The organism is Nocardia sp. NPDC049526, assembly GCF_044465765.1.
Taxonomy (GTDB): Bacteria; Actinomycetota; Actinomycetes; order Mycobacteriales; family Mycobacteriaceae; genus Nocardia.
The window spans coordinates 404,425-426,624 of record NZ_JBITMA010000001.1 but is presented as its reverse complement, the minus strand read 5'-3'; the positions used below and the strand labels follow the sequence as shown (position 1 = coordinate 426,624).

General features: G+C 65.7%; 18 protein-coding genes. 10 read left to right on the top strand and 8 right to left on the bottom strand.

The window, feature by feature from the left end; all coding sequences use genetic code 11:
• Positions 1-596: 596 nt before the first annotated feature.
• The 9 genes from rpmH to ACIBW7_RS01810 all read left to right on the top strand — a co-directional run bounded on the left by rpmH (position 597) and on the right by ACIBW7_RS01810 (position 7,725).
• On the top strand, positions 597-740 hold the full coding sequence (gene rpmH, locus ACIBW7_RS01850; protein WP_083898281.1) for a 50S ribosomal protein L34: 144 nt from the start codon (positions 597-599) through the stop codon (positions 738-740).
• Positions 741-761: 21 nt separating this feature from the next.
• Positions 762-1,193 (top strand): ribonuclease P protein component, encoded by a 432-nt coding sequence (gene rnpA / locus ACIBW7_RS01845; protein ID WP_397043103.1) that lies wholly within the window; start codon positions 762-764, stop codon positions 1,191-1,193.
• Positions 1,190-1,543: a membrane protein insertion efficiency factor YidD gene (gene yidD / locus ACIBW7_RS01840; RefSeq protein WP_397043101.1), complete on the top strand. Its 354-nt coding sequence runs from the start codon at positions 1,190-1,192 to the stop codon at positions 1,541-1,543. The genes rnpA and yidD overlap by 4 nt, the downstream gene beginning before the upstream one ends.
• Positions 1,544-1,547: 4 nt before the next feature.
• Entirely contained in the window at positions 1,548-2,645 is a 1,098-nt protein-coding gene (gene yidC / locus ACIBW7_RS01835) for a membrane protein insertase YidC (protein WP_397043099.1), read from the top strand.
• A 146-nt stretch (positions 2,646-2,791) separates the two neighbouring features.
• Positions 2,792-3,310, top strand: coding sequence for a protein jag (locus ACIBW7_RS01830; protein ID WP_357476048.1), 519 nt, complete (start codon positions 2,792-2,794; stop codon positions 3,308-3,310).
• Positions 3,311-3,427: 117 nt separating this feature from the next.
• Entirely contained in the window at positions 3,428-4,156 is a 729-nt protein-coding gene (rsmG, locus tag ACIBW7_RS01825; protein WP_397043097.1) for a 16S rRNA (guanine(527)-N(7))-methyltransferase RsmG, read from the top strand.
• A 616-nt stretch (positions 4,157-4,772) separates the two neighbouring features.
• Entirely contained in the window at positions 4,773-5,726 is a 954-nt protein-coding gene (locus ACIBW7_RS01820) for a ParA family protein (protein ID WP_397044135.1), read from the top strand.
• Positions 5,727-5,751: 25 nt separating this feature from the next.
• A complete protein-coding gene (locus tag ACIBW7_RS01815; protein ID WP_397043095.1) occupies positions 5,752-6,780 on the top strand; it encodes a ParB/RepB/Spo0J family partition protein in 1,029 nt (342 codons plus the stop codon).
• Positions 6,781-6,993: 213 nt separating this feature from the next.
• The gene (locus tag ACIBW7_RS01810; RefSeq protein WP_397043093.1) at positions 6,994-7,725 is read left to right on the top strand and encodes a GNAT family N-acetyltransferase; all 732 of its coding nucleotides are present in this window, start codon (positions 6,994-6,996) and stop codon (positions 7,723-7,725) included.
• 104 nt (positions 7,726-7,829) lie between these two features.
• Here ACIBW7_RS01810 and ACIBW7_RS01805 read toward each other — a convergent pair whose 3' ends face one another.
• The 8 genes from ACIBW7_RS01805 to ACIBW7_RS01770 form a co-directional block, all read right to left on the bottom strand.
• Positions 7,830-9,026, bottom strand: coding sequence for an N-acetylmuramoyl-L-alanine amidase (locus ACIBW7_RS01805; protein WP_063042437.1), 1,197 nt, complete (start codon positions 9,024-9,026; stop codon positions 7,830-7,832).
• Positions 9,027-9,199: 173 nt separating this feature from the next.
• Positions 9,200-9,526 (bottom strand): thioredoxin, encoded by a 327-nt coding sequence (gene trxA / locus ACIBW7_RS01800; RefSeq protein ID WP_397043092.1) that lies wholly within the window; start codon positions 9,524-9,526, stop codon positions 9,200-9,202.
• Positions 9,527-9,559: 33 nt separating this feature from the next.
• Positions 9,560-10,546, bottom strand: a complete 987-nt coding sequence (trxB, locus tag ACIBW7_RS01795; RefSeq protein WP_397043090.1) for a thioredoxin-disulfide reductase — start codon at positions 10,544-10,546, stop codon at positions 9,560-9,562.
• Positions 10,547-10,654: 108 nt separating this feature from the next.
• Positions 10,655-11,476 carry a hypothetical protein gene (locus ACIBW7_RS01790; RefSeq protein ID WP_397043088.1) on the bottom strand — a complete coding sequence of 274 codons (822 nt, stop codon included), beginning with the start codon at positions 11,474-11,476 and terminating at the stop codon, positions 10,655-10,657.
• A 99-nt stretch (positions 11,477-11,575) separates the two neighbouring features.
• Positions 11,576-12,109, bottom strand: a complete 534-nt coding sequence (gene sigM, locus ACIBW7_RS01785) for an RNA polymerase sigma factor SigM (RefSeq protein WP_397044133.1) — start codon at positions 12,107-12,109, stop codon at positions 11,576-11,578.
• A 474-nt stretch (positions 12,110-12,583) separates the two neighbouring features.
• The gene (locus ACIBW7_RS01780) at positions 12,584-16,891 is read right to left on the bottom strand and encodes a lipid II flippase MurJ (protein WP_397043086.1); all 4,308 of its coding nucleotides are present in this window, start codon (positions 16,889-16,891) and stop codon (positions 12,584-12,586) included.
• 286 nt (positions 16,892-17,177) lie between these two features.
• Positions 17,178-19,862 (bottom strand): DUF6049 family protein, encoded by a 2,685-nt coding sequence (locus ACIBW7_RS01775; RefSeq protein WP_397043084.1) that lies wholly within the window; start codon positions 19,860-19,862, stop codon positions 17,178-17,180.
• Positions 19,859-20,395, bottom strand: a complete 537-nt coding sequence (locus ACIBW7_RS01770) for an NUDIX hydrolase (RefSeq protein WP_062981726.1) — start codon at positions 20,393-20,395, stop codon at positions 19,859-19,861. Before ACIBW7_RS01770 ends, ACIBW7_RS01775 begins: the two co-directional genes overlap by 4 nt.
• Positions 20,396-20,762: 367 nt before the next feature.
• Between ACIBW7_RS01770 and ACIBW7_RS01765 the strand changes: the two genes are divergently transcribed.
• On the top strand, positions 20,763-22,193 hold the full coding sequence (locus ACIBW7_RS01765) for a CCA tRNA nucleotidyltransferase (RefSeq protein WP_397043082.1): 1,431 nt from the start codon (positions 20,763-20,765) through the stop codon (positions 22,191-22,193).
• Positions 22,194-22,200 lie beyond the last annotated feature (7 nt).

Sequence of the window (22,200 nt, the reverse complement as noted above, 5' to 3'; positions counted from 1 at the left end):
CCCGGAAGTAGGCGATAGGAGCAGACGGTCGGAGCCTGCGGAGTATCGGCCGTGACTGAGTCGATGTTGTGATTCCGCGTACGTCCGTAACCGGTTCGGACGCTGCCCGGGTCCCCCATCCGGGCGGCGGCGTGGCACCGTCGGCCCTACGAATATGCCACTCCAGGGGTCTTTCCACACAATTATCCACAGATGTGGAGAACCCTGGGGAAATGTGAAACAAGGTTGCGCTCCGCCGCTATACGGCCTGGACCTGCGGTTCTGCAGCAATCTTCTGGCTACGTACCTTAGCCGGTGCGCCTACCGACGGCTAGGGGTGTGGACGAACTCACGGTTATACCCAGGATGCGTGACTCCGGTGCAGGCCGCGGGGTCGAGTGGGCCGAGTTTGACCCGCACTTTGCCGATCAGTACCCTCGTACAGTCACCCCTTGGTGCGGTGGCGGTCCTGTGCTGACCGTGTCGGGTCGTATCGACCTCGTGCGCCAGGACCGACGCGCATCGATGATGACCACCTCGCGATTCATCGCGCAAAGACGTATCACTGACAAGCTTTGGGCGCCGAACGGCGCCCACCTACTCGAGGAGTGTTGACCGTGGCCAAGGGCAAGCGGACGTTCCAGCCGAACAACCGTCGTCGGGCGCGGGTCCACGGCTTCCGTCTCCGGATGCGTACCCGCGCTGGTCGCGCCATCGTTTCCGCGCGTCGCGGCAAGGGCCGCAAGTCCCTCACTGCTTGATCCTCGCTCTCGGACGCTCGGGTGTTGCCTGAGCCGTATCGGTTGCATCATCGTGCCGACTTCTCCCGGACGGTGCGCCGCGGCCAGCGAATCGGGAGGCGAGATCTGGTCGTACACGCGCTCGTGCACGGGTATGACGGAACTGTGGGCGCGAGTGGACGACGAAGCGATGCGGCTGAGGCCGGATCGTTGGTCCGCGTGGGCGGTCCGCGGTTCGGATTGATTGTCAGCAAGGCGGTGGGCAACGCGGTGATTCGACACCGCGTCGCCCGCCGCCTGCGTCATATGTGCGGCCAGGTGATCGCCGAACTGCCCGCCGATGCCGACATCGTGATCCGCGCATTGCCCGGCGCCGCGACCGCCGACGCGACGGAGTTGCTCCGCCAGCTGCGTGGCGCGCTGCGAAAGCTCGATATCGTCCGCCCATCGGCTACCGTGGCCGGTGTGGGATGAGTGCGCGCTCCACTGTTGCTCGGCTACCCGCGAACACGGTGATCTTCCTGATCGAGCTCTACCGGACGTATGTCTCCCCCATGCGCCTGCCGGTGTGCCGTTTCACCCCGACCTGTAGCGAATATGCGGTGACCGCGTTACGCACCCGTGGCCTGTTCGTCGGCCTCGGATTGACGGTCGTGCGATTGGCGAAATGCGCACCCTGGCACCCTGGTGGGTGGGATCCCGTTCCGGAGCGAAAAACACGCGAACGGAACGAGTCAGCCGCCGACCCGCAGGCGTCGGCGCCACACGCTTGTAAAGGATCACCGCGTGCGGTGATCGGCGATACGAACGACGGGAGTGCATAGAGCCGTGCTCGACTTCATTTATTATCCGGTGTCCTGGATCCTCTGGTTCTGGCATCGGGTCTTCGGGTTCGCGTTCGGCGCGGACAACGGACTCACCTGGGCACTGGCCGTGGTGTTCCTGGTATTCACGTTGCGCCTGGTGCTCTACAAGCCGTTCGTCAAGCAGGTGCGCACCACCAAGCAGATGCAGGAATTGCAGCCCCAGATCAAGGAGCTGCAGAAGAAGTACAAGAACGATCGTCAGAAGATGGCGACCGAGATGCAGAAGTTGCAGAAGGATCATGGCTTCAACCCATTGATGGGCTGCCTGCCGATCCTGGCGCAGGTGCCGGTCTTCCTCGGTCTGTTCCATGTGTTGCGCTCGTTCAACCGCACCGGCACCGGCATCGGCCAGCTCGGCATGTCGGCCTACGACAATGCGCACACGCCGAACTACGTCTTCAGCGCCGCCGACGTCCAGTCCTTCCTGAGCGCCCGCATTTTCGGCGCCCCCATCTCCGCCTTCATCACCAGCCCGCCGAGCCAGCTCCAGGCCTTCGCCGATTACGGCGGCGTGCCGACCAAGCTGAGCATCGCGCTGGTCTCCATCCCGCTGATGGTGATCGCCGGTCTGGCGACACATTTCAACGCGCGCGCCTCGGTTGCCCGGCAGAGCCCGGAGGCCGCGGCCAACCCGCAGTCGGCCATGATGAACAAGCTCGCGCTGTGGGTGTTCCCGCTCGGCGTGCTGGTCGGTGGCCCCTTCCTGCCGATCGCCATCCTGCTCTACTGGGTGTCCAATAACATCTGGACCTACGGACAGCAGCACCTCGTCTTCGGCCGCATGGCGAAGGAAGAGGAAGTCAAGAAGCAGCAGAAGCTGGAGCAGCGCGCACAGAACGCGCCGAAGCCTGGTGCTAAGCCGGTCAATGTGAAGAAGAAACAGTCGCCTTCCGACGCGACGCCCGTCGATGCGGATGCCGATGCCGCCGTGGACGCGGTTGACGCCCCGCCGTCGACGAACGGTACCGCGAAGTCCCCGACCAAGGCGGGACAGCGGCGCTCGGGCGGGCAGAAGCGACCGGGCAACCGCGGGCGGCCCAACCAGAAGCGACGGCGCTGACACATCGCGCGCCTGCGGGATCTCTGAGCAACCCTGTTCGCGTTCTCCGATCGGCGCCGGTCGCCGGTCGCGCGCGATGAGCAGATGAAGGAAATCAAATGACTGTTGAAACCGACGGAGGGGACGCCACTGTGGCGACGACGACGATGGTGAACGGCGAAGCCGAAGCGGGGGCCGAATCCACCGAGGCGGCGAACGATGCCGAGGAAGCTCTCATCGAAGAGGGCGAAATCGCGGGCGACTACCTCGAGCAGTTGCTCGATGTGCTCGACTTCGACGGCGATATCGATCTCGATGTCGAGGGTGACCGCGCCATCGTGAGCATCGACGGCGGCCGTGATCTCTCGAAGCTGGTCGGCCGCAATGGCGAGGTGCTCGATGCACTGCAGGAGCTGACCCGCCTGGCCGTGCAGCAGGCAACCGGAGTGCGCAGTCGGCTCATGCTCGATGTAGCCGGCTGGCGCGCCAAGCGTCGCTCGGAGTTGAGTGCACTCGGCACCGCCGCCGCGCAGCGGGTGCTGGAATCCGGTAAGCCGGAGCCGCTGGCGCCGATGACTCCGTTCGAGCGGAAGATCGTGCACGACGCCGTCGCGGCTGTCGACGGTGTCAGCAGCGAGAGCGAGGGCGTGGAGCCCAATCGGCACGTTGTTGTGGTGCCTGCCTGAATCGCGCGCTGTGATTGGATTAGGGCCTCCGGTCTTCGGACCGGAGGCCCTCTTCATGTCTTGGATGCGTCCCCTGCCCCGGCCCTATCGCCGCACGATCGACTCGAGTTCGGAAGGATGTTTCACGTGGAACGAGATCTCGGTGGCATCACCGCGTTGCCGAATGAGCTGGAGCCCCCGGCCGCTGCTGCGGTGGTTTTCGGAGACCGGCTGGATCTCGCGCGTCGGTACTGTGCCGCCCTCGCCGCCGCCGGTGTCGAGCGCGGACTGATCGGTCCCCGCGAGGTGCCGCGGCTATGGGACCGACACATTCTCAACTGTGCGGTGGTCGGTGAGTTGATGGCGGAGGGCACCACCGTGGTCGATATCGGCAGCGGCGCCGGACTACCCGGAATCCCATTGGCGATCGCGCGCCCGGATCTCCGGATCACTTTGGTCGAGCCGCTGTTGCGTCGCACCATCTTTCTGAGTGAATTCATCGAGGCGGCCGGACTCGATGTGACCGTGGTGCGCGGTCGGGCCGAGCAGTCGGGCGTGATGAAGGAAGCGGGTGGCGCGGATGTGGTGACCTCTCGCGCTGTCGCCCCCCTGGCGAAGCTGGCGCAGTGGTCTCTCCCCCTATTGCGCGATCGCGGACGGATGCTCGCACTGAAGGGAGTCAGCGCGGCCGAGGAACTCGAGCGCGACAGTGAGGCTTTGGCGAAGGCGGGCGCGGGAAATGCGACCGTTCTGGAATGCGGCGCCGGACTCGTGTCCACCCCCACTCTGGTGATCAGCGCCGAGCGGCTGCCGCGTGCTGAGCGCCCCTCGCGTCGGGCCGGCAGGTCGGCGCGGAAATCGAAGTAGCAGTTCTCGATTCGCGACAATGTTTCATGTGAAACAAGCCGCCTAGGCGTTCGCAGCGCAGCAGACTTCGACCGAAACTTCACGTGACGTTTTGAATCCGGTGTCACCGGATGGGGAAATCGATGACCCCCATTGCGTGAGGCTCATTGGCCGCGAGAGGGCCTGGCGTGAGATGCCCGCGGCGCGGAGGCGTATCCGATGTTTCATGTGAAACAGAACTTCGGTGTCGGTCCGAGACTTCATGTTTCATGTGAAACGGCGAATCAGGTGCGTCAATCTTGTTCGCGGCGATGTGATTCGGTGCAGATTCGCGTGTCCTTTGCGTGATGCCGCGATTCAGCTTTCTAATCGCGCTGAGTGCTGGCAAGCTAGTGAGCGTCGGGCGTGAGCGTTGGTGCCACGGACGGATGTGGGTTTGTCGCAGCGACGAGAGCTCCGCTCGGTCGATCGGGCGCCGCGGTCCCGATTGAGCATCAAGTTCGATCCGACACAGCTAGTGATGACACGGCGTCGAATTCGGTCGGGCGCACGTGATCTGAGGTTCTCGCGTTAGGAGCTGTCTATGTCGAGCGGTCCGGCGAATGTTTCACGGGAAACAACGTCGCGCGTGCCGGGGATGCTGGACTCCAGCACCTTGGATGCGGAGGCATTCGGAAGCACACCGTTCGGGCACATCTCCCCCAGTGAGACCCCGATAGCGGCCGAAGCCCAACGTGCAAGCCAGATATTGCATCCAGGAAAGGTGACAGTGCCGAAACCGCACGAGCAACGGATCATCACCATCGCCAATCAGAAGGGTGGCGTCGGTAAGACGACAACCGCCGTGAATCTCGCGGCCGCCCTGGCGCACACCGGGATGACGGTTCTCGTGATCGACCTCGATCCCCAGGGCAATGCCAGCACCGCCCTGGGCATCGAACATCACTCGGGTGTCCCGTCGAGCTACGAACTCCTCATCGGCGAGGTGTCGGTGAAGGATGCGATTCAGCAGAGTCCGCACAGCGAGCGCCTGCTGTGCATTCCGGCGACCATCGATCTGGCCGGTGCCGAGATCGAATTGGTTTCCATGGTGGCGAGGGAGGGGCGGCTCAAGGCCGCCATCCAGGAAGCCAATATCGCCGGGTACGACATCGATTACGTGATGATCGATTGCCCGCCGTCGCTCGGCCTGCTCACTGTCAACGCGCTCGTCGCGGCCAAGGAGGTGCTGATCCCGATCCAGTGCGAGTACTACGCGCTGGAGGGTGTCGGGCAGTTGCTCCGCAATATCGGTCTGGTGCAGGCACATCTGAATCCCGAACTACATGTGTCGACGGTGATCCTCACGATGTACGACGGCCGGACCAAGTTGGCCGACCAGGTCGCCGAGGAGGTGCGCGGGCACTTCGGCGATGTGGTGCTGAAGTCGGTCATCCCCCGCAGCGTGAAGGTCTCCGAGGCGCCGGGCTACGGCATGACAGTGCTCGATTATGATCCAGGCTCCCGGGGTGCGATGAGTTATCTGGACGCCGGTCGCGAGATGGCCTCCCGGTCGGTGATTCGGCCGGGTGCGGCAGAGCGCGCGCAATGACGAACGAGGAAAGGGTCGGTAACCGATGACTCAGGCGAAGAAGGGCGGGCTAGGCCGCGGACTTGCCGCGTTGATTCCGACGGGGCCGGCGGCCACACCGGGACTCGGTGCCGCACCCGGACTCGGTAGCGCCGCAGCCAATGTCGTCATCGGCATCGATCCGATCGGACCGCAACCGGCTTCCGCCTTCCTGCACCGGGTCCCCGACCCCAGCGATGAACAGCTGTCGGATGGCGGTGCGTCCTATCGTGAGATTCCGCCGGAGCAGATAGAACCGAATCCCAAGCAGCCGCGCCACGTCTTCGAGGAAGAGGCGCTCGCCGAGCTCGTGCATTCCATCAAGGAATTCGGCCTGATGCAGCCCATCGTGGTGCGTCGGCTGGAGCCGGGGGTGGACAAGTATCAGATCGTCATGGGTGAGCGTCGTTGGCGCGCTTGCCAAGAGGCGGGGCTCGCGGCGATTCCGGCCATTGTCCGCGAGACCGCGGACGACGCGATGCTGCGGGATGCCCTCTTGGAGAACATCCATCGGGTACAGCTGAACCCGCTCGAAGAGGCGGCGGCCTATCAGCAGCTGCTCGAGGAATTCGATGTCACCCATGAGGAATTGGCCACCCGAATCGGTCGATCCCGACCAGTGGTGACGAATATGATTCGTCTGTTGAAACTGCCGATCCCGGTGCAGCGCCGGGTCGCGGCCGGCGTACTGTCCGCCGGACACGCTCGGGCGCTGCTCGGTCTCGAGGCAGGCGCCGACGCCCAAGAGGTACTCGCCGCTCGCATCGTTGCCGAGGGATTGTCGGTCCGGGCCACCGAGGAAGCCGTCACCCTGGCGAACCGGGATCCGGATACGGCCGCTCCCCCTGCCTCCCGGCGCAAGCCGATTCATATGCCGGGTCTGCAGGATGTGGCCGAGCGGCTGTCGGAATCCTTCGACACTCGCGTCACCGTGAGCCTCGGCAAGCGGAAGGGCAAGATCGTCGTCGAATTCGGTTCGGTCGAAGATCTCGAACGCATCGTAGGCATGATGGAGCAGCAGCAGCTCGGCAAGTGAGAAGTGGCAAAAATAGCCGTGTGTTTCCGATAGGCACGTGTTCGGCGTCGAAACGTCACTGTGACGGCGCAGAAAGTCGGCCTACGGAGGGGCTCCTTATCAACAGCACAGCGACGTGGAATGAGGCGGGTTCGCTTTGATCGCATATTCTTGCTGGCGAGTGAATGCAGCGTGAGTGTGGATGAATCGGATAGCTGGAGGCTGAGCAGAGCGGTGTCGACCAGCGTCACAGCACTAACCCTCGGCGGACTCGACAGACTACCCGCCCATGCGCGGCGTTGCGTGTTCTGGGAGATCGATCCGGCGGTGGCCGCGACCTCCCGTGAGTTCAGTGATCCGGTCTTCGAGAAGGAGGCCTGGCTGTCCACGGTCATGCTGGAGTGGGGTTCGTGCGGTCAGGTCGCGAATGTGGACGGCAACATAGCGGGGTGTGCGCTGTATTCGCCACCGAGCACCGTACCGCGTGCCGGCCTGTTCCCCACATCGCCGGTTAGCCCGGATGCGGTCCTGCTGACCACGCTGCGGGCCGAATTCCCGTATCAGGATGCCGACATAGCCCACCGCCTCATAACAGCCGTGGTGGCCGATTTGGTGCGTCGTGGCGTACGTGCATTGGAGGCCTTCGGGATTCGCACCGATCCCCCGGCGACCGCGATGTCGGATCGTTCGCTCGGCTCGATGCGGCTGATGGAGCGAATCGGTTCACCGGTCCGGGACGCGGCCTCGGCCGGTAAGGCGACCGGATGTTCGCCGGAGACCTGCATGATCGAGGCGGATTTCCTGGAGGACGTCGGTTTCGAAGTGGTGGCACCGCACCACCGCTTCCCCCGGCTGCGCTTGGAACTCGACTCCGATCACGGCTGGAAGGAAGATGTGGAGCGCGCGCTCGATCAGCTGCTCGCCGCCGCCTCCTTGACAGTCCCCTTCCGTGTCGGAGCACCCTGAGACTCCGCATACAGCAACAGTGCGCCCCTGCCGACGATCGGCAGGGGCGCACTCGTATCGGAAGTATTTGTTGTTCGTAATCTAGTGAGCCAGAAGGTAATTCACTACATCCGGTCGGCTGCGGCCAATTCCTCCGCCAGCAGTTCGGCGAAAGTGTATGTGCCCGTTGGCTGATCGTCCTGGCCGAGCAGATACAGCCGCTTCACCGAGATGAGGATGGCCTCGGCGATCACATCGCGCATGCGCGGGTTGGTGAGTACCGACGCATCGTATTCGTTTGTGAGATAGCCGATATCGACCTGTACCGTCGGCATCTTGGTGAGCCGCAATAGATCCCAGGTGCGCGCGTGAGTTCGGCAGTCTTGCAACGAGGTTCGCGCGACCACTTCACGCTGGATGAAGCCGGCGAGCACCTGGCCGATCATCGATACCGAACCGTGCGAATTGCCGAAGTGGAAGCCCGCGACGCCGTTGGCGGACGGGCTCGGATTGGTCGCGCAGCGCAGCGAGATCATCAGATCGGCGTCGAAGGCATTGGAGGTATCCGCGCGCTCGGCGTCGGTCGGATTGGCGCCCCACGGCCGCGACAGGAAGGTTTCCATGCCGGTGGCGGCCATCCGGCCCTCCAGCCTGCTGGCCAGATCCCAGAGGATCTCCGACTCGTAGACATCGCCGTATTCGGTCGGCACCGCGAAGCCCTTGTCCGGGCCGCCTAGACCCGGATCGATGACGATCCGCTTTCCGGTCAACTGCGGCCCGGCCCGGTGCACGACCTCTTCCTCGGCGATCCGATGCGGATTGCCGCCGGTGACGCGCGCGCCGAGCAGTTCCAGCGAGCGCAGCGTGTCCGGACCGCAGATGCCGTCCGCCGCCAAGCCGATCTCCCGCTGGAATGCGGTGAGCGCCTCATGGGTGTGCGGACCGAAGTAGCCATCGACGCGGTGCACATAGAAACCGAGATCCTGTAGCCGGCGCTGCAGGGTTGCCACATCGTCGCCGTAGAGCGGTGCGGAGAGCTGGTAGATCAACGTGCGGGCACCGAGGCGATAGGAGGCTTCCTTGAGCGCACGGTAGGTAGCCGGTCCGACGACCCCGTCGACCAGCAGTCCGCGGTGCTGTTGGAAGGCGCGAACCGCCGAGTCGAGCTGGCGATCGAAGGAAGCGTCGGTGTCCATCCAGTACTCTCGCGCATCAGCGTGATCTGTTGCGGCGGAGTGCGTATGCAGAAACCCGAGACTTGCCAGGGTGCTCCGAACCTCGGCGACGGCTGGACCGGTATCGCCGTGACGAAGTCGGTGCATGCGTGAGAGCCCTTTCCTTCCGTCAACCCGGGTACCCACTCGTGCGATGGCTCACACCCTCGCACGACCGGAGGTCGGTCGATTGTCTCAGACCCGGACCGGAATACGACAATTCCCGGCGTCCAGGCATCCTACGGCGCGTCGTCGATTGACGGCGTTCTTTGACGAATACGTCAGATGATGCCGTCGAGTTCACGCAGCAGGGCGGCTTTGCCCTTCGCTCCGACGATTTGCTTGACCGGTTTGCCACCGGAGAACAGCATCATAGTTGGCAGCGAGAGGATCTGATAATCGCGGGCGACGCCCGGATTGGCATCCACATCCAGCTTGGCCACGGTCAGCTTATCCCCGTGCGTGCCCGCGATCTCCTCCAGCACCGGGGCGACCATCTTGCACGGACCGCACCAGTCGGCCCAGAAGTCGACGAGCACCGGCTTCTCACTGAGCAGCACATCGTCGGCGAAGGACGCGTCGGTCACGGTGACCGTGTTTTCGGACATGGGTATCTCCTTGTAGTGCAAAAAGTGATGAGATCAGTTGGCGGGCACGGCAACCGAGTTGCCGGCGTGATCCAGGGTGTTCGAGGTGATGTCACCCTGTTCGGCCAGCCAGCGCTCGGCGTCGATCGCGGCCCGGCAGCCGGTGCCCGCGGCCGTGATGGCCTGGCGGTAGGTGTGGTCGACCAGATCGCCCGCGGCGAAGACACCGGGCACCTTGGTAGCGGTCGACGGATGCAGCACCTGCACGTAGCCCTCGTCGTCCAGCTCCACCTGATCCTTGACCAGCTCGCTGCGCGGATCGTGCCCGATCGCCACGAACAAACCGGTCGCGGCCAGCTCGGAGGTCTCGCCGGTGCGGGTATCGCGCAGTGTCAGGCTGGTCACGCTGGTATCGCCGTTGACCGCGGCGACCTCGGCGTTGAGCACGAACTTGATCTTCTCGTTGGCCTTGGCCCGCTCCAGCATGATGCGCGAGGCGCGGAACTCTTCGCGGCGGTGCACGATGGTCACGGTGCTGGCGAACTTCGTGAGGAAGGTCGCCTCCTCCATCGCGGAGTCGCCACCGCCGACCACGACTATGTCCTGGCCCTTGAAGAAAAAGCCGTCGCAGGTGGCGCAGGCGCTGACACCGCGGCCGAGCAACTTCTGCTCACCGGGGACGTTCAGATAGCGCGCGGCCGAGCCCATGGCGAGGATTACGGCGTAGGCCTGGTAGGTCTCATCGCCGACGGTGACCGTCTTGATCGGGCCGTTCAGATCGATGGCGTCCACATCCTCGGTCCGGATATCGGCGCCGAACCGCTTGGCCTGTTCGCGCATCTCCTCCATCAGATCCGGGCCCATGATGCCGGCGCGGAAACCGGGGAAATTTTCGACCTCGGTGGTGGTCATCAGTGCGCCGCCGAACTGGGTACCCTCGAACAGCAGGGGCTGGAGTTCGGCGCGGGCTGCGTAGACGGCGGCGGTATAGCCGGCGGGTCCGGAGCCGACGATGATCAAGTCGCGAACTGCGTTGCTCATGTGACCCTTCCGAGGGAGATTCGTTAGACGTGTCGGTCAACAACAGGGTAAACGGTGTTGTTCCCGACGTGATGTGGGACAACCGCACGACGTGACGTCGCCCACTCGTCAACCGATGTCGGTGAGTGCCAACTGTTGCGGATCGTCGGCGCCGCAACCGATTCCGACGACCAGTGCGGTGATCTTGTGCGGACGCGGCCCTGTGAGCAGGATCAGCACGGCGTCCCTGCCCTGGAAGGTGGTGTCGGTCGAACCGAGGACGGTGCGGTCCAGGCCGTTGGCATGTACGCAGCGGTTCAGAGCCGCCGGGGTGCCGAGTGTGCCGGTGACGTCGTTGCGACCGAGGGCGCTCAATGCGACGGTGGCGTCGAGTTCGTCACCGAGTTGGACATTGCTGCTGCTGGTGGTCGGTTGGGCGCTCGGGGCAACCTCGTGCCCGCGCAGTGCGTCGACCGCGACCGCCACGCAGGCCACGACCGCGATCACGGCGGCCGCGGCGGCGAGCCAGCGGAGTCTGCGTGTGCCGCGTCGCGTCAGCGGGATGGCAGCCTCGTGCCCGGAATGCTTTGCGTCATCGGTGGATTCGGGCCACACCGCAACCGACGATTCCGGCGGTGTGGTGGCCGAGGGCAGCCGATGGACGGTTCCGACCTGCTCGGTGGGCTCCTCCGTCCCATCGAGGCCTTCGACGAACTCCTCCAGCCGGGCCGCGATATCGGCGGGCATGGTGTGGATGACATGCTCGTCCCGGCCGAGTGCGCGCAATTCAGCGCTGACATCGTCGAGCGAGTTCAGGAACCGCAGGGCGTCCGGATCATTGCGGACCATCGGCCACAGCTGCTCGCTCAGCTCCGGCGCCACATTGTCGGCGTGTAGATCGGCGAGCAGTTCGGGTGAGAACGGAGGCTGCGGATCGGATCGGGTCGCCATCGCACCTCCGGATTCTCGAGTAGATGCCCGCCCGCATGTCGCGGGCGGCGCTGCCTGTACATCGTCTGGTTGTCCGTCACTATTAATGACGCATCTCGACTACTTCCGGTTCCCCGGATCACGCAGAAATTCCAAACGTTCTTGGAGCCGCTGTCGGCCGCGCGCACATCGGCTCTTGATGGTGCCCTCCGGAACGCCGAGCAGTGCCGCTGTTTCCGCGACACTACGCCCCTCCAGTTCCACCGCGACAAGCGCCGCCCGCTGCTCCTCAGGCAGTGTGAACAGCGCACGGTCGATGACAAGTGACATTTCCATTTCGGCGATATCGTCGCGGGTGTCCTTGGGTTCCGGCATGGTCTCCGGCGACAGCGATACCGCGCGGCGGGTCTTGTTGCGCCGGATCCGGTCCAGGCAGGCGTTCACCACGATGGCGTGCAGCCAGCTGCGCACCTCGGCCTCGGCGCGGAAGGTGGCGGCGGTGCGGTGTGCCGAGAGCAGGGCATCCTGCAGCGAATCAGCCGCGTCCTCGCGGGTATAGGAGGTGCGCAGGGCGGTCTGCCAGAGGTGGTCGTTATGGCGGCGCAGAAGCTCGGCGAAGGCATGCCGCTGACCGCGCACATGGGCTTGCAGCAGTTCGACATCGGTGAGCTCGGCGGGGACGAACGAACGCTCGCGGAACGCAACAGGCCGCGACTTCCCCCCGTGGGAATCCTCGTTCAGTTCGGACGGCAAAACCAACCCCTTGGACAGCTCTCACGGCGATGACGGACACGAGCGACCACCATCGAAATTTCGCAGCATCCAGGATCGAACAACCAGAACCCGGGGAGCTCCCCCTGAGTGAGAGCGCGGCTAGATCATATCGTCAGTAAAGAATTGGCAGCAACCAGACCAGTTGGAGCACAGAGGGATCCGAAACTGCGGGAAGGTGCCAACTGATTTCGCGAGTACATGGGTAACTCGCTGGGAACGCCCAAGACCGAGCCAGGCAGGCGACGCTGGACCTGAACGCAGCTGTCGCGGCACTTACTTGTATGGCCTGAAGATTCGGGGAGGCGGATGAGCACGGGGCGGACACGTGCGGCGAGAGGCAGAGCTGAGCGGCGCTTACGGCGCGGCGTCGAAACGCAGGTCGGCGATCGAGGTCTGGAACTGGCCACCGGAATTGCCGAGTCCGGTGATCCATACGAGCACGTAGCGGGCCGCCTGATCACCGCGGACCGGGATTTCGGTGATGCCGTTCTCTAGTCGCGCCGAGCCGATCAGCTGGGTCTGGTCCAGCGTGGGCGAGGCCGTCGGGGAGGTGCGGATCTCGACCGAGGTGCCCGCACTCGGCGATTCGATCGAGACGCTCGTCAGTTTGGCCGGACTCGGCAGGGTGGCCAGCAGCCCGACGCCCTTCTTGAGCGCCGGGAACTGCTGGAAGTACTGATCGGTGCGCCATACGGTGCCCGGATCGTGATCGAGCACCGCACCGGTACCGCTGACATTGTCCGGTGTGCCCTCCGGCGAGAACACCGACACACTCGTCACCGGAACCGGCACCCCGCCCGCGGCCGTCCCCGTCGTACCACCGAAGGTGGGCGCGGGCGCGGGTGAGCTGTTCGTGGTGAGGCCGATATTGCGCTGCTCGTTGAGCGGTGCGTCCGAGGCGCTCGGCGCGAAAACGCTGACCATCCACCAGATGATGATGCCGACCACGAGCGCGGCCAGAATGCCGAGCCCGACCATGATCCACATCATCCGCTGCGAGCGTTCCCGTTCCGCCGCAAGCAATTCCGGATCGGCGAGCGATTCCTCGGCACCGCTCGACGGACGCTGACCGAGGCGGAGCACCGGGATGAAATCGGTCTTCTGATCGACCACCGACGCCTGTTCGAGCACATGCTGCACGGTCGCAGCGGTGCGCACGCCCTTATTCGATTCCAGCGAACGGACCGCGACCGCCGAGATCTCGAACGGCACCTCGGGCCGGATCTGCCGCGGCTCGACGGGGGTGCCGTCGGAACCGAAATCGGCCAGCCGCAAACCGCCCACTGTCGCTGCCGTGCCGGTCATGCCACCGGCACGGATCGGCCAGCGAGCGGTGATCAGCGCGTAGAGCATGGCGCCGAGGCCGCGCACATCGGATTGCGCGTCGGAATCGGACAGCGTGCCCGGGAACGCGAGCACCGCATCACCGGTGGCACTGATCCGGACCCGGTCCGGATGGTCGATGGACAGCGAACCGCCGCCGCGATGGGCCAGTTCGGCGGCCGAGGCCAAAGCCCGGATGGCACGCGCGGCACCGATCGGCGACGGTACCGTCTCGGCCATTTCGCGCAGCGAGCGTCCCGGCGTCCATTCGGCCACCACGATGCCGCCGGAGCTGCCACGCACTACATCGAGTACGCGAGCCAGGCCCGGCGAGTTGATCCGGCCCAAGCGCAGCGTGCGCGACAGGATGGCCTGCGGACCGTCGTGACCGGAGTTGTCGGTCGCCTTCTGATCGGCGTCGACGAAGGTGAGCGCGACCTCGCGGTCGAGCTTGATATCGAGCGCCTGCCAGAACTTGAGTCCGCGGGATCCACCGTGACTCGCGAGCAGCCGGTAGCGGCCGCCCGCTACGGAAGCGCCCGGAATCAGCTTGGGGCCGCGCGGCGTTCTTCGACCCGCGTCGTCCATCGGCGGTAGCTGCGGCGGGATCGGGATCATCCCGGTGTCGTACATCGGATCGCGCTGCGGGGCCTCCCGCGGTTGCTCACCGGATCCGGACGCCGAATCGTGCTCCGGCGGACCGCTATCGGCATCCTGATTCGCGTATGCGGGATCGGAGGCCTCCGGAACATCTGTGGAGAGCCCGCCTGCCTTGGTCGCAGCAGATTCGGCGGCTGGGACGCCGCCCAGCGCCGCGTCGTCGCTCACCCTCGTTCCTCCTTCGCCCTGATATGTCGAAGTTCCGGCGAACTCGCCACTTGTGCTTCTCTGCCGAACAGGGTACGGGAACTCACCCATACCGGTGCTGTCAACGGTATGAGCTCGGATCACGGGTAGCACCATGGTTTGGGCATCCATGTACGGGTCGAAACCAGGGTATGCCACATACGGCTCGGGCCGCCGGAATACCTGTGTCGCGTACTCGTCCTCGACCGGCCCCTCGAGATCGAGATCGGGGGCGGGCGGGGTGAAGCCGAGGCGCCGAGAGACGGCGACGGTGATCGCGACGATCTCCGGGATACCGGCCAGGCGCATCAGCCCGAAGGCGACCGCGAACATCACGATTGCCGATACGATCACCCGGATCAGCGAGCCGGGTCCGCCGGAGAGGCGGTCGAGTCCGAGCACCTTGTCGACGATGAGCATGACCGCGCCACCCGCGATCGAAGACAGCAGGACGCGGGTAACCGTGCGTCCGACGTTGACCATGCGCAGATCGCCGAGGCTCTGGTGCAGCAGATAGCCGCCGATGACGGCACCGGCCAGGAAGCCGAGTCCGGTAGCGACACCGAGGATTTTCACGACCTGACCGCTGTCGCTCGCCAGCGCAGGCGCCAGTGCCGAGAACAGGATCTTGATCGTCGTGATGGCGAGGATGATCCAGGTCGGCGTCCATGCCTGCTCCCTCGCGTAGAAAACGCGCAGATGGATGAGCACCAGGGAGTACGGAATCAGCGTGAAGGCCGACCAGCTCACCGCCTCGCCCAGGCGCGCGGCGTCGCCGGTGAACCGCGCATAGCCGAACAGCGCCTCGCCGACCTGCGGTCCGGCCAGCGTGAGGAAGGTGACTACCGGAACGAGGGCGATCATCGTCAAACGGGTCGCGACGGACAGATCGTCCACGACGGCGGGGGTGTCATCGGCGGCCGCGTTGCGGCTCAGCCGCGGCATGATCGCGGTGAGCAGCGTGACACCGAGCACGCCGTAGGGCAGCTGGAGCAGCAGCCAGGCATTGGTATAGATCGCCGGGCCTGCCTCATCGGCCGTTGACGCGATGTGGTTCGAGACGATCAGACCGATCTGGCTGATCACCACGTACAGGATGATGGCCGAACCCATCTTGCCGAACTGCTTGAGTCGCGCGTCGACACCCCACAGCGGCCGCAGATCGATCTGGTTGCGCTTGATCGCGGGCAGCAGGCTCAGCGCCTGGGTGGCCACACCGAGGGTGATGCCGCCGCCGAGGACCAGCAGTTTCGGATCGCTCATCCGGACCGGATCCAGGGTGATCTCGCCCGGCGTCAGGGCGTAGAGACCGAGCACGACCAGCACGACGAGGTTGTTCAACACCGGCGCCCAGGCCCCGGGTTTGAAGTTCTGGCGGGTATTCAGGATCGCCGTGAGCAGCGCCGACATGCCATAGAACAAGATGGCGGGCACCAATAGATAGGTCAGCGCCGTGGTCAGTTCGGTATTGACCTTGCCGTCCGAGGAGACGAAGACCCGGGTCGCCAGCAACGGCGTCGCCGCCGCGGCGAAGAGCGTGGCCGCGGCGAGCACGGCGAAGGCGGCGGTGACCAGCCTGCGGACGAATGCGACGCCCCCGTCGTCGTCCTCCTGTTCGGCACGCACCAGCGTCGGCACCACCATCGCGGTCAAGACCGCGCCGAGGACGAGCTCGGTGATCATATTCGGGATCAGGTTGGCCGAGGTGTAGGCACTCGCGACGGCCGGGCCGAGCGCTGTCAGCAGCAACAGCTGTTTGCCGAAGCCGGTGACGCGGCTGATCAGGGTGGCGATCGCGATCGATCCGGAGTCGCGCAGCAGACGCGAGCTCGCGTTCTGTTTGGTTTCGGTGGCGACCGGCCCCGATGCGGGTGCGGCGGGCCATTCCTGGGTCCGTGGCCTGGCCGCTTCCCGGGGAGCGGGACGTTGCGGCTGTTCCACCGGTTGCCGCCGTTCGACCGGTTGCCGCCGTTCGACCGGTTGCTGGCGATCGACCGGTCGCTGTTGTTCGACCGGCGGCTGCCGCGTCGCCGGGGGCTGTGGTGGTGGTGTCTGATAGCTCGGTCGCGGCGCCTGGTAGTTCGGCGGCGGCGCGAAACGCTGGGGCGGGACCCGAGGCGGCGCGCCCGGCGGTCCCGGTACCGGTTGACCGGGCGGCATCTGCTGACCGGGCGGCATCGGACGGGGCCGGGCCGGGCCGGGCTGCTGTGGCGGCACCGGGTATTGGCGCTGACCCGGATGCGACGGCTGACCCGGATGCGGCCGCGGTTCGGGATATTGCTGCGGTTCCGGATATTGCGGAGGACGGGGTACCGGCCGCTGCTGTGGCCGGGGTTGCCTGGGCAATGCGCCGGAGGGCGGTGCCATCGGTCCGGTCGACGGCTGCGAGACGCGGGGTGTCGGGCGCGGCGGCGGCACCGGTCGCTGCGGCTGACCCGGACGACTCACCTGCGGTACGCGCGGCGAATCGCCGAAACGTTCATCGGGAGTCATCCCCGCGTCCTCCGGTTCTGCCGGCGGCTGCGCCAGTTGCCGTTCCCAGGGTGCCGAAGGCGCCCGGCGGGCCTGGGGTCCGTCGGGCCGATCAACAGGTGGTTGCCGATGAGCGGATAGATCATCGTCGCTCATCGTGCCTCCTGCGCCATGCCATCCCCCGCCGCCGGGCCGATGACGCCCAGGGTGTTACGCGATTGTCCTCCACGATGCCATGAGTGGTGCGGGGGTCGGTACCGATCAGAGGTTTCGATGACAGCCGAGCACGAGCGAGGTGTCCTCGTCCTCATCCCGCCTCCTGCTGCTCCTGCTGCTGTAATACGCGCCTGCGCGCCCGTCGGTACCTGTTCACCCGGCGTCGGGTGCCCGGATCGAAACCCTCGTCGGCCGGATCCGGCTGTCCGCGGAACCGACGCAACAACCGGCGCCCGGCCAACAGGAACAGCAGTATTCCGGCACACGCCGTAATTATTGCCAAGGTCTGACCGTAAGCGTTCGAACGCACCGAGACCGAGGTGGGATTGCCGAGTGGGACGCCGTCGGACGTGGTAAGAGAGATCGGAATGACCAGGTTACGGCTATCGGTGACCTCGGTCGGGATCTGGAACGACCGGCTTCCGGTGGGCGGCAGCGTCTCCTCGCCGGGATCGGTGATCTTCGTCTCCGTCGGTGCCTCGATCCGGAACCGGACCCGGATGGCGACCGGCAGATCATTGCGTGCGACCAATAGCAATGGGCTCTGTTCGGAGGCCAAGGTGTACACCCCACCGGGCGGCAGCACGGTGACCGAACCGTAGAGCCGGTCCAGTGTGCGTGTCGTCTGGTCGAGTCGGCGCTGGGCATAGGTGTCCGGCTGTGCGGAATCGCCGGAGCGCCGGTCCGAGAGGGTCAGTACGCGCAGCAGATCGTCGCGCAGCGGGGTCAGATATTGGTTCGGCGTCGGCTCGGTCTCGGGCACCTCGACCAGCGAACGCATGAGATCGGTGATCCGGCGGCCCTGGTCGCGGAGCGGGAGTACGAAGCGGTCCGGAACCGCGTCATGGGCGGCCTGCGGCAGATAGTCGGGTTCGTGGGGCTGCGCGTCGGGCGATTCGGCGACCAGCTCGGCGAGCGTGCGCGGGGTCGCGAGGTTGTTGTGCAGCAGCAGCTCGACCTGCTTCAGGATCGCGGTGGCCTCTTCCCGGTTCGCGCTCCACTGTTGCGGCGGCACCAGCAGCAGTGAGCGCGGGCGGCTCGGGTCCGGGTTCAGCGCGGACCAGGTGATGGCGCCGAGCGCGTCCTGCAGGCGGGCCATCCGGGAGTCGTTGGTGACGTCGTAACGGACGCGTGCGGGGGTGAACGACGGGGTGGGCGGGTTGGAGCCGACGGCGGCGAGGGCGGTCGCGGACCAGATATCGAAGGTCGCCGCGTGCAATGCCGGATCGGCGGGCGGGATCTGGGTGCCGGAGGGTGCCGCACCGGTGGTCGGGGCGGGCGTGCTCGGGGCGGATGTGCTCGGTGTCGCGCTGGTCTGTGGTTCCGGTGTCGGCTCCGGTGTGACGGACACCGGGGCGATCTCGGCGAGCCGGACCACATCCGGCGTGCTCGTCTCCGGCAGCGGCTGACTCGAGGTCGTCTGGTTGGTGGTGCTCTGATTGCCGGTGCCGCCGCGTCCGGTGGTGATCGGCTGCGAATCCGTCGAGGTACCGGCGGTGCCGAGCGGGACGGCGGCCGTATCGGCCAGTACGGCAGTCCCGAAACCGTGGCCGCGCAACAACATTCCCGCGCTCTCATCGATACTGCCGGAATCCGGCACGCTGACCCCGCGCACCGATTTGGTGGCCAGGATCGAATCGACGATATCGGCGGGGTCGTTCAACGCTCGCGTGGACAGTTCGGGATCGTCGACCGCGGCCAGTGCTGTTATATCGACCTGCGCGAACGGCAGCGCGACCGTACAGGTCGATGTGGCGACCGCGCGCAGCCGGTCCAGCCAGGTCTGGGCCTGATCGGCGCCGGTGCCCGCCCTGGTCGCACCGTCCGGATCGGACGGACTGGCCAGTACGCGATAACCCTTGGTCATCACCTGCGCGGTGATCAGCAGATCGGGATCGACGGCGATGCAGACCGCCGAGTTCAGCGTGTGATCGCGACTGGCCGGGTTGGTGCCCAGCACCGATTCCAAGGCGCCGAGCAATTGGTCCAGCCGCCCGCCCTTGCCCAGCGCTGCGGCCAGTTCGTCATCGGTGAGCTCGGCCTTCCCATTGAGCGGGCCGGTGACACCGGCGACCAGCCGAGGGCGGTCGGCCAGCGGCCACAGCAGTGTCGTCGCCACCGGGGTATCGGGCGCGGCGGGCACCGGCGAGCTGATATCGACCGCGGGCGGCACGCCGAGCACCGGCAGCAGGAACCGCGCGTCGTCGAGGCGGGCCTGGGTGCCGTAGGCCGGTTCCCCGTTGACATTCAGCAGCAGTGGATAAACGCCGGGTTTGGTGATATCGAGCGCGGCCGTACCGCCGCTGGAGCGCAACGCGATGCTGATCGTGAACTGTTTGCGCTGGCCGGGACTCAAGCGATCGGCAACATCTTCGAACGGACCGGTCACGTCGTAGTTGACCTGGTCCAAGCGCAGAGTCGAGCGCAGCGCGCTCGGTGCCGACACCGCGGCGGCGCGTTGGATGCGGACACTGATGTCCTCCACCGCCCGATCGCCGATATTGGTGACGGTGCCGGCGACCGTCAGTGTCGGATCGCTGGTGGTGGTCACCGCGGACGGATTCACCGAATCCAGGGTCAGCTTCAGGAATTTCGGCGACGACGAACTATTCGGCGTCGTCGGCTGGGCGGCGGCGGGCTGGGCGAGCAATACCGGAACTGCCGTCGCCGAGCCGAGAAAGGTCAGGACCGCCGCGATGATCCGGAACAGGCCCTCCCGTCGCCCGACCACCACCCCCCACGGAATCGCTGCGCGATGCCGGAAAGTCTGGGTCATCTCTTGCCGGTCTCCATCCGGTCGATCATCCGGTTCGCCACTTCGGCGAGGCGCCGCTCATCGGCATAGGCGAGCCGAGAATCCAATTCGCTCAACGGAACCCACGCCACCTGCGTGACCTCGACGTCGGCATCGGAAAGCTCACCACCGATGGAGCGCAGCAGATAATGATGCACGGTCTTGTGTACCCGGCGACCCTCGGTGACGAACCAGTAATCGATGCTGCCGAGTTCGGCGACCACTATCCCATTGATTCCGGTCTCCTCGGCGACCTCCCGGATCGCGGTCTGCTCGGGCGTCTCCCCCTCTTCGATATGTCCCTTGGGTAGCGACCACAGCAGTCTGCCACGCCGATCGGTCCGCCCGATCAGCGCCGCACTGCGTTTATCGCTCGGGCCGTCCAACCCGTCGACGACGAGTCCACCCGCCGAGGTTTCCCGTACCGTGCGCATGCGCGGTTTCGCCGCGTTGGCGGCCGAACCGCGGCGCCGGGGCTGGCGGCGTCGACTGTTCGCGCGATCGGCCGGAGACACCACGCAATCCTACTGTGTTGGATTTGCAGCGCCTGCGGCGCTGCGTGTTCGCGGCCCCCTTCTGTCTCGCGTCCGAGCGGCCGAGACTCGCGCCTGCGGCGCATGCGCTTCGGCCGCTCGGACGCGAGACGGGCCGCGAACGTCGCTCGTAAGACTCGCTCCGTGGTGGTCGGGTGGGTGCCGAGGTTGCGACCTGAGTGTTCGTGTCCGAGGGGGTGCTGGATGGCCGGCGCTCGGTACCTCCAGCTCGCCTCATGCGCTAGGCCTTATATATCTGTGGTGGCTGCGCGGGTTGCGCTGGAATATCGGTTGTGCGGGCTCGGTAAGCTGCTACTTCGTGGTTTCGCCCAAGTCCGAGGATGCAGCATTGGATCGACGTACCCGATTGCTGGCCGCGGCCGCGGTCACGCTGGGACGGTTGTCCGATGTGTTGACGCCGCTGGGCGAGTTGTTCACCGCGCGGGGGTATGAGTTGTACCTGGTCGGGGGCAGTGTGCGCGATGCGGTGCTCGGGCGGTTGGGGACGGATCTGGATTTCACCACCGATGCCAGGCCCGAGCAGGTACAGGAGTTGTTGCGCGGGTGGGCCGATCATCTGTGGGATACCGGGGGGTTGGCATTCGGCACGGTTAGTGCGTCGAAGGCCGATCAGCAATTGGAGATCACCACCTTCCGCAGCGATACCTATGACCGGGTGTCGCGCAATCCCGAGGTCACCTTCGGTGATTCGCTCGAGGGCGACTTGGTGCGACGCGATTTCACGGTCAATGCGATGGCGGTGAAGATCGGGGCCGACGGGTCGCTGGAATTCGTCGATCCGCTCGGCGGGATGGACGCGCTGCTTGCCGGAGTGCTGGATACGCCTGCGGCGCCGGAGGATTCATTCAACGACGATCCGCTGCGCATGCTGCGGGCGGCGCGTTTCGTCGCGCAACTCGGCTTCGAACTGGAGCCACGGGTGCGGGTCGCGATCGTCGCGATGGCCGGTGAGATCGAGCGGATCACCGCGGAGCGGGTGCGCAACGAACTGGATAAGCTCATCGCCTCCGCGCATCCGATCGACGGCATCAACGTCATGTGTGAGACGGGCCTGGCCCAGCTGGTGCTGCCCGAGGTGCCCGCGATGAAGCTGGAGATCGATGAGCACCACCAGCACAAAGATGTCTACTGGCATTCGCTGACTGTGTTGCAGCAGGCAATCGATCTGGAAGAGGGCGATCCAGATCTGGTGCTGCGCTGGGCCGCGCTGCTGCACGACATCGGCAAGCCCGATACCAAGCGCAATGAAGCAGGCGGCGGCGTCAGCTTCCATCACCATGAGGTGGTCGGCGCGAAGATGGTGCGCAAGCGGATGCGCGCGCTCAAGTACCCCAAGCAGTTCACCGAGGACGTGGCGCGACTGGTGTTTCTGCACTTGCGTTTTCACGGCTACGGCAAGGGACAGTGGACCGATTCGGCGGTGCGCCGCTACGTCACCGACGCCGATGACCTGCTACCTCGGCTGCACAAACTGGTCCGCGCCGACTGCACCACTCGGAATAAGCGTCGCGCCGCCGCGCTGCGCGCCACCTATGACGAGTTGGAGACGCGGATCGCCAAACTGCAGGAGCAGGAGGATCTGGATCGGGTGCGTCCGGACCTGGACGGTAACGCGATCATGGAACTGCTCGGCATTTCCGCGGGTCCGGAGGTCGGCAAGGCCTGGCGATACCTGAAGGAGTTGCGCCTGGATCGCGGACCGCTCAGCAGGGACGAGGCCGAGGCCGCGCTGCTGGAATGGTGGAAAGCCCAGGTCTGAGGGGGAA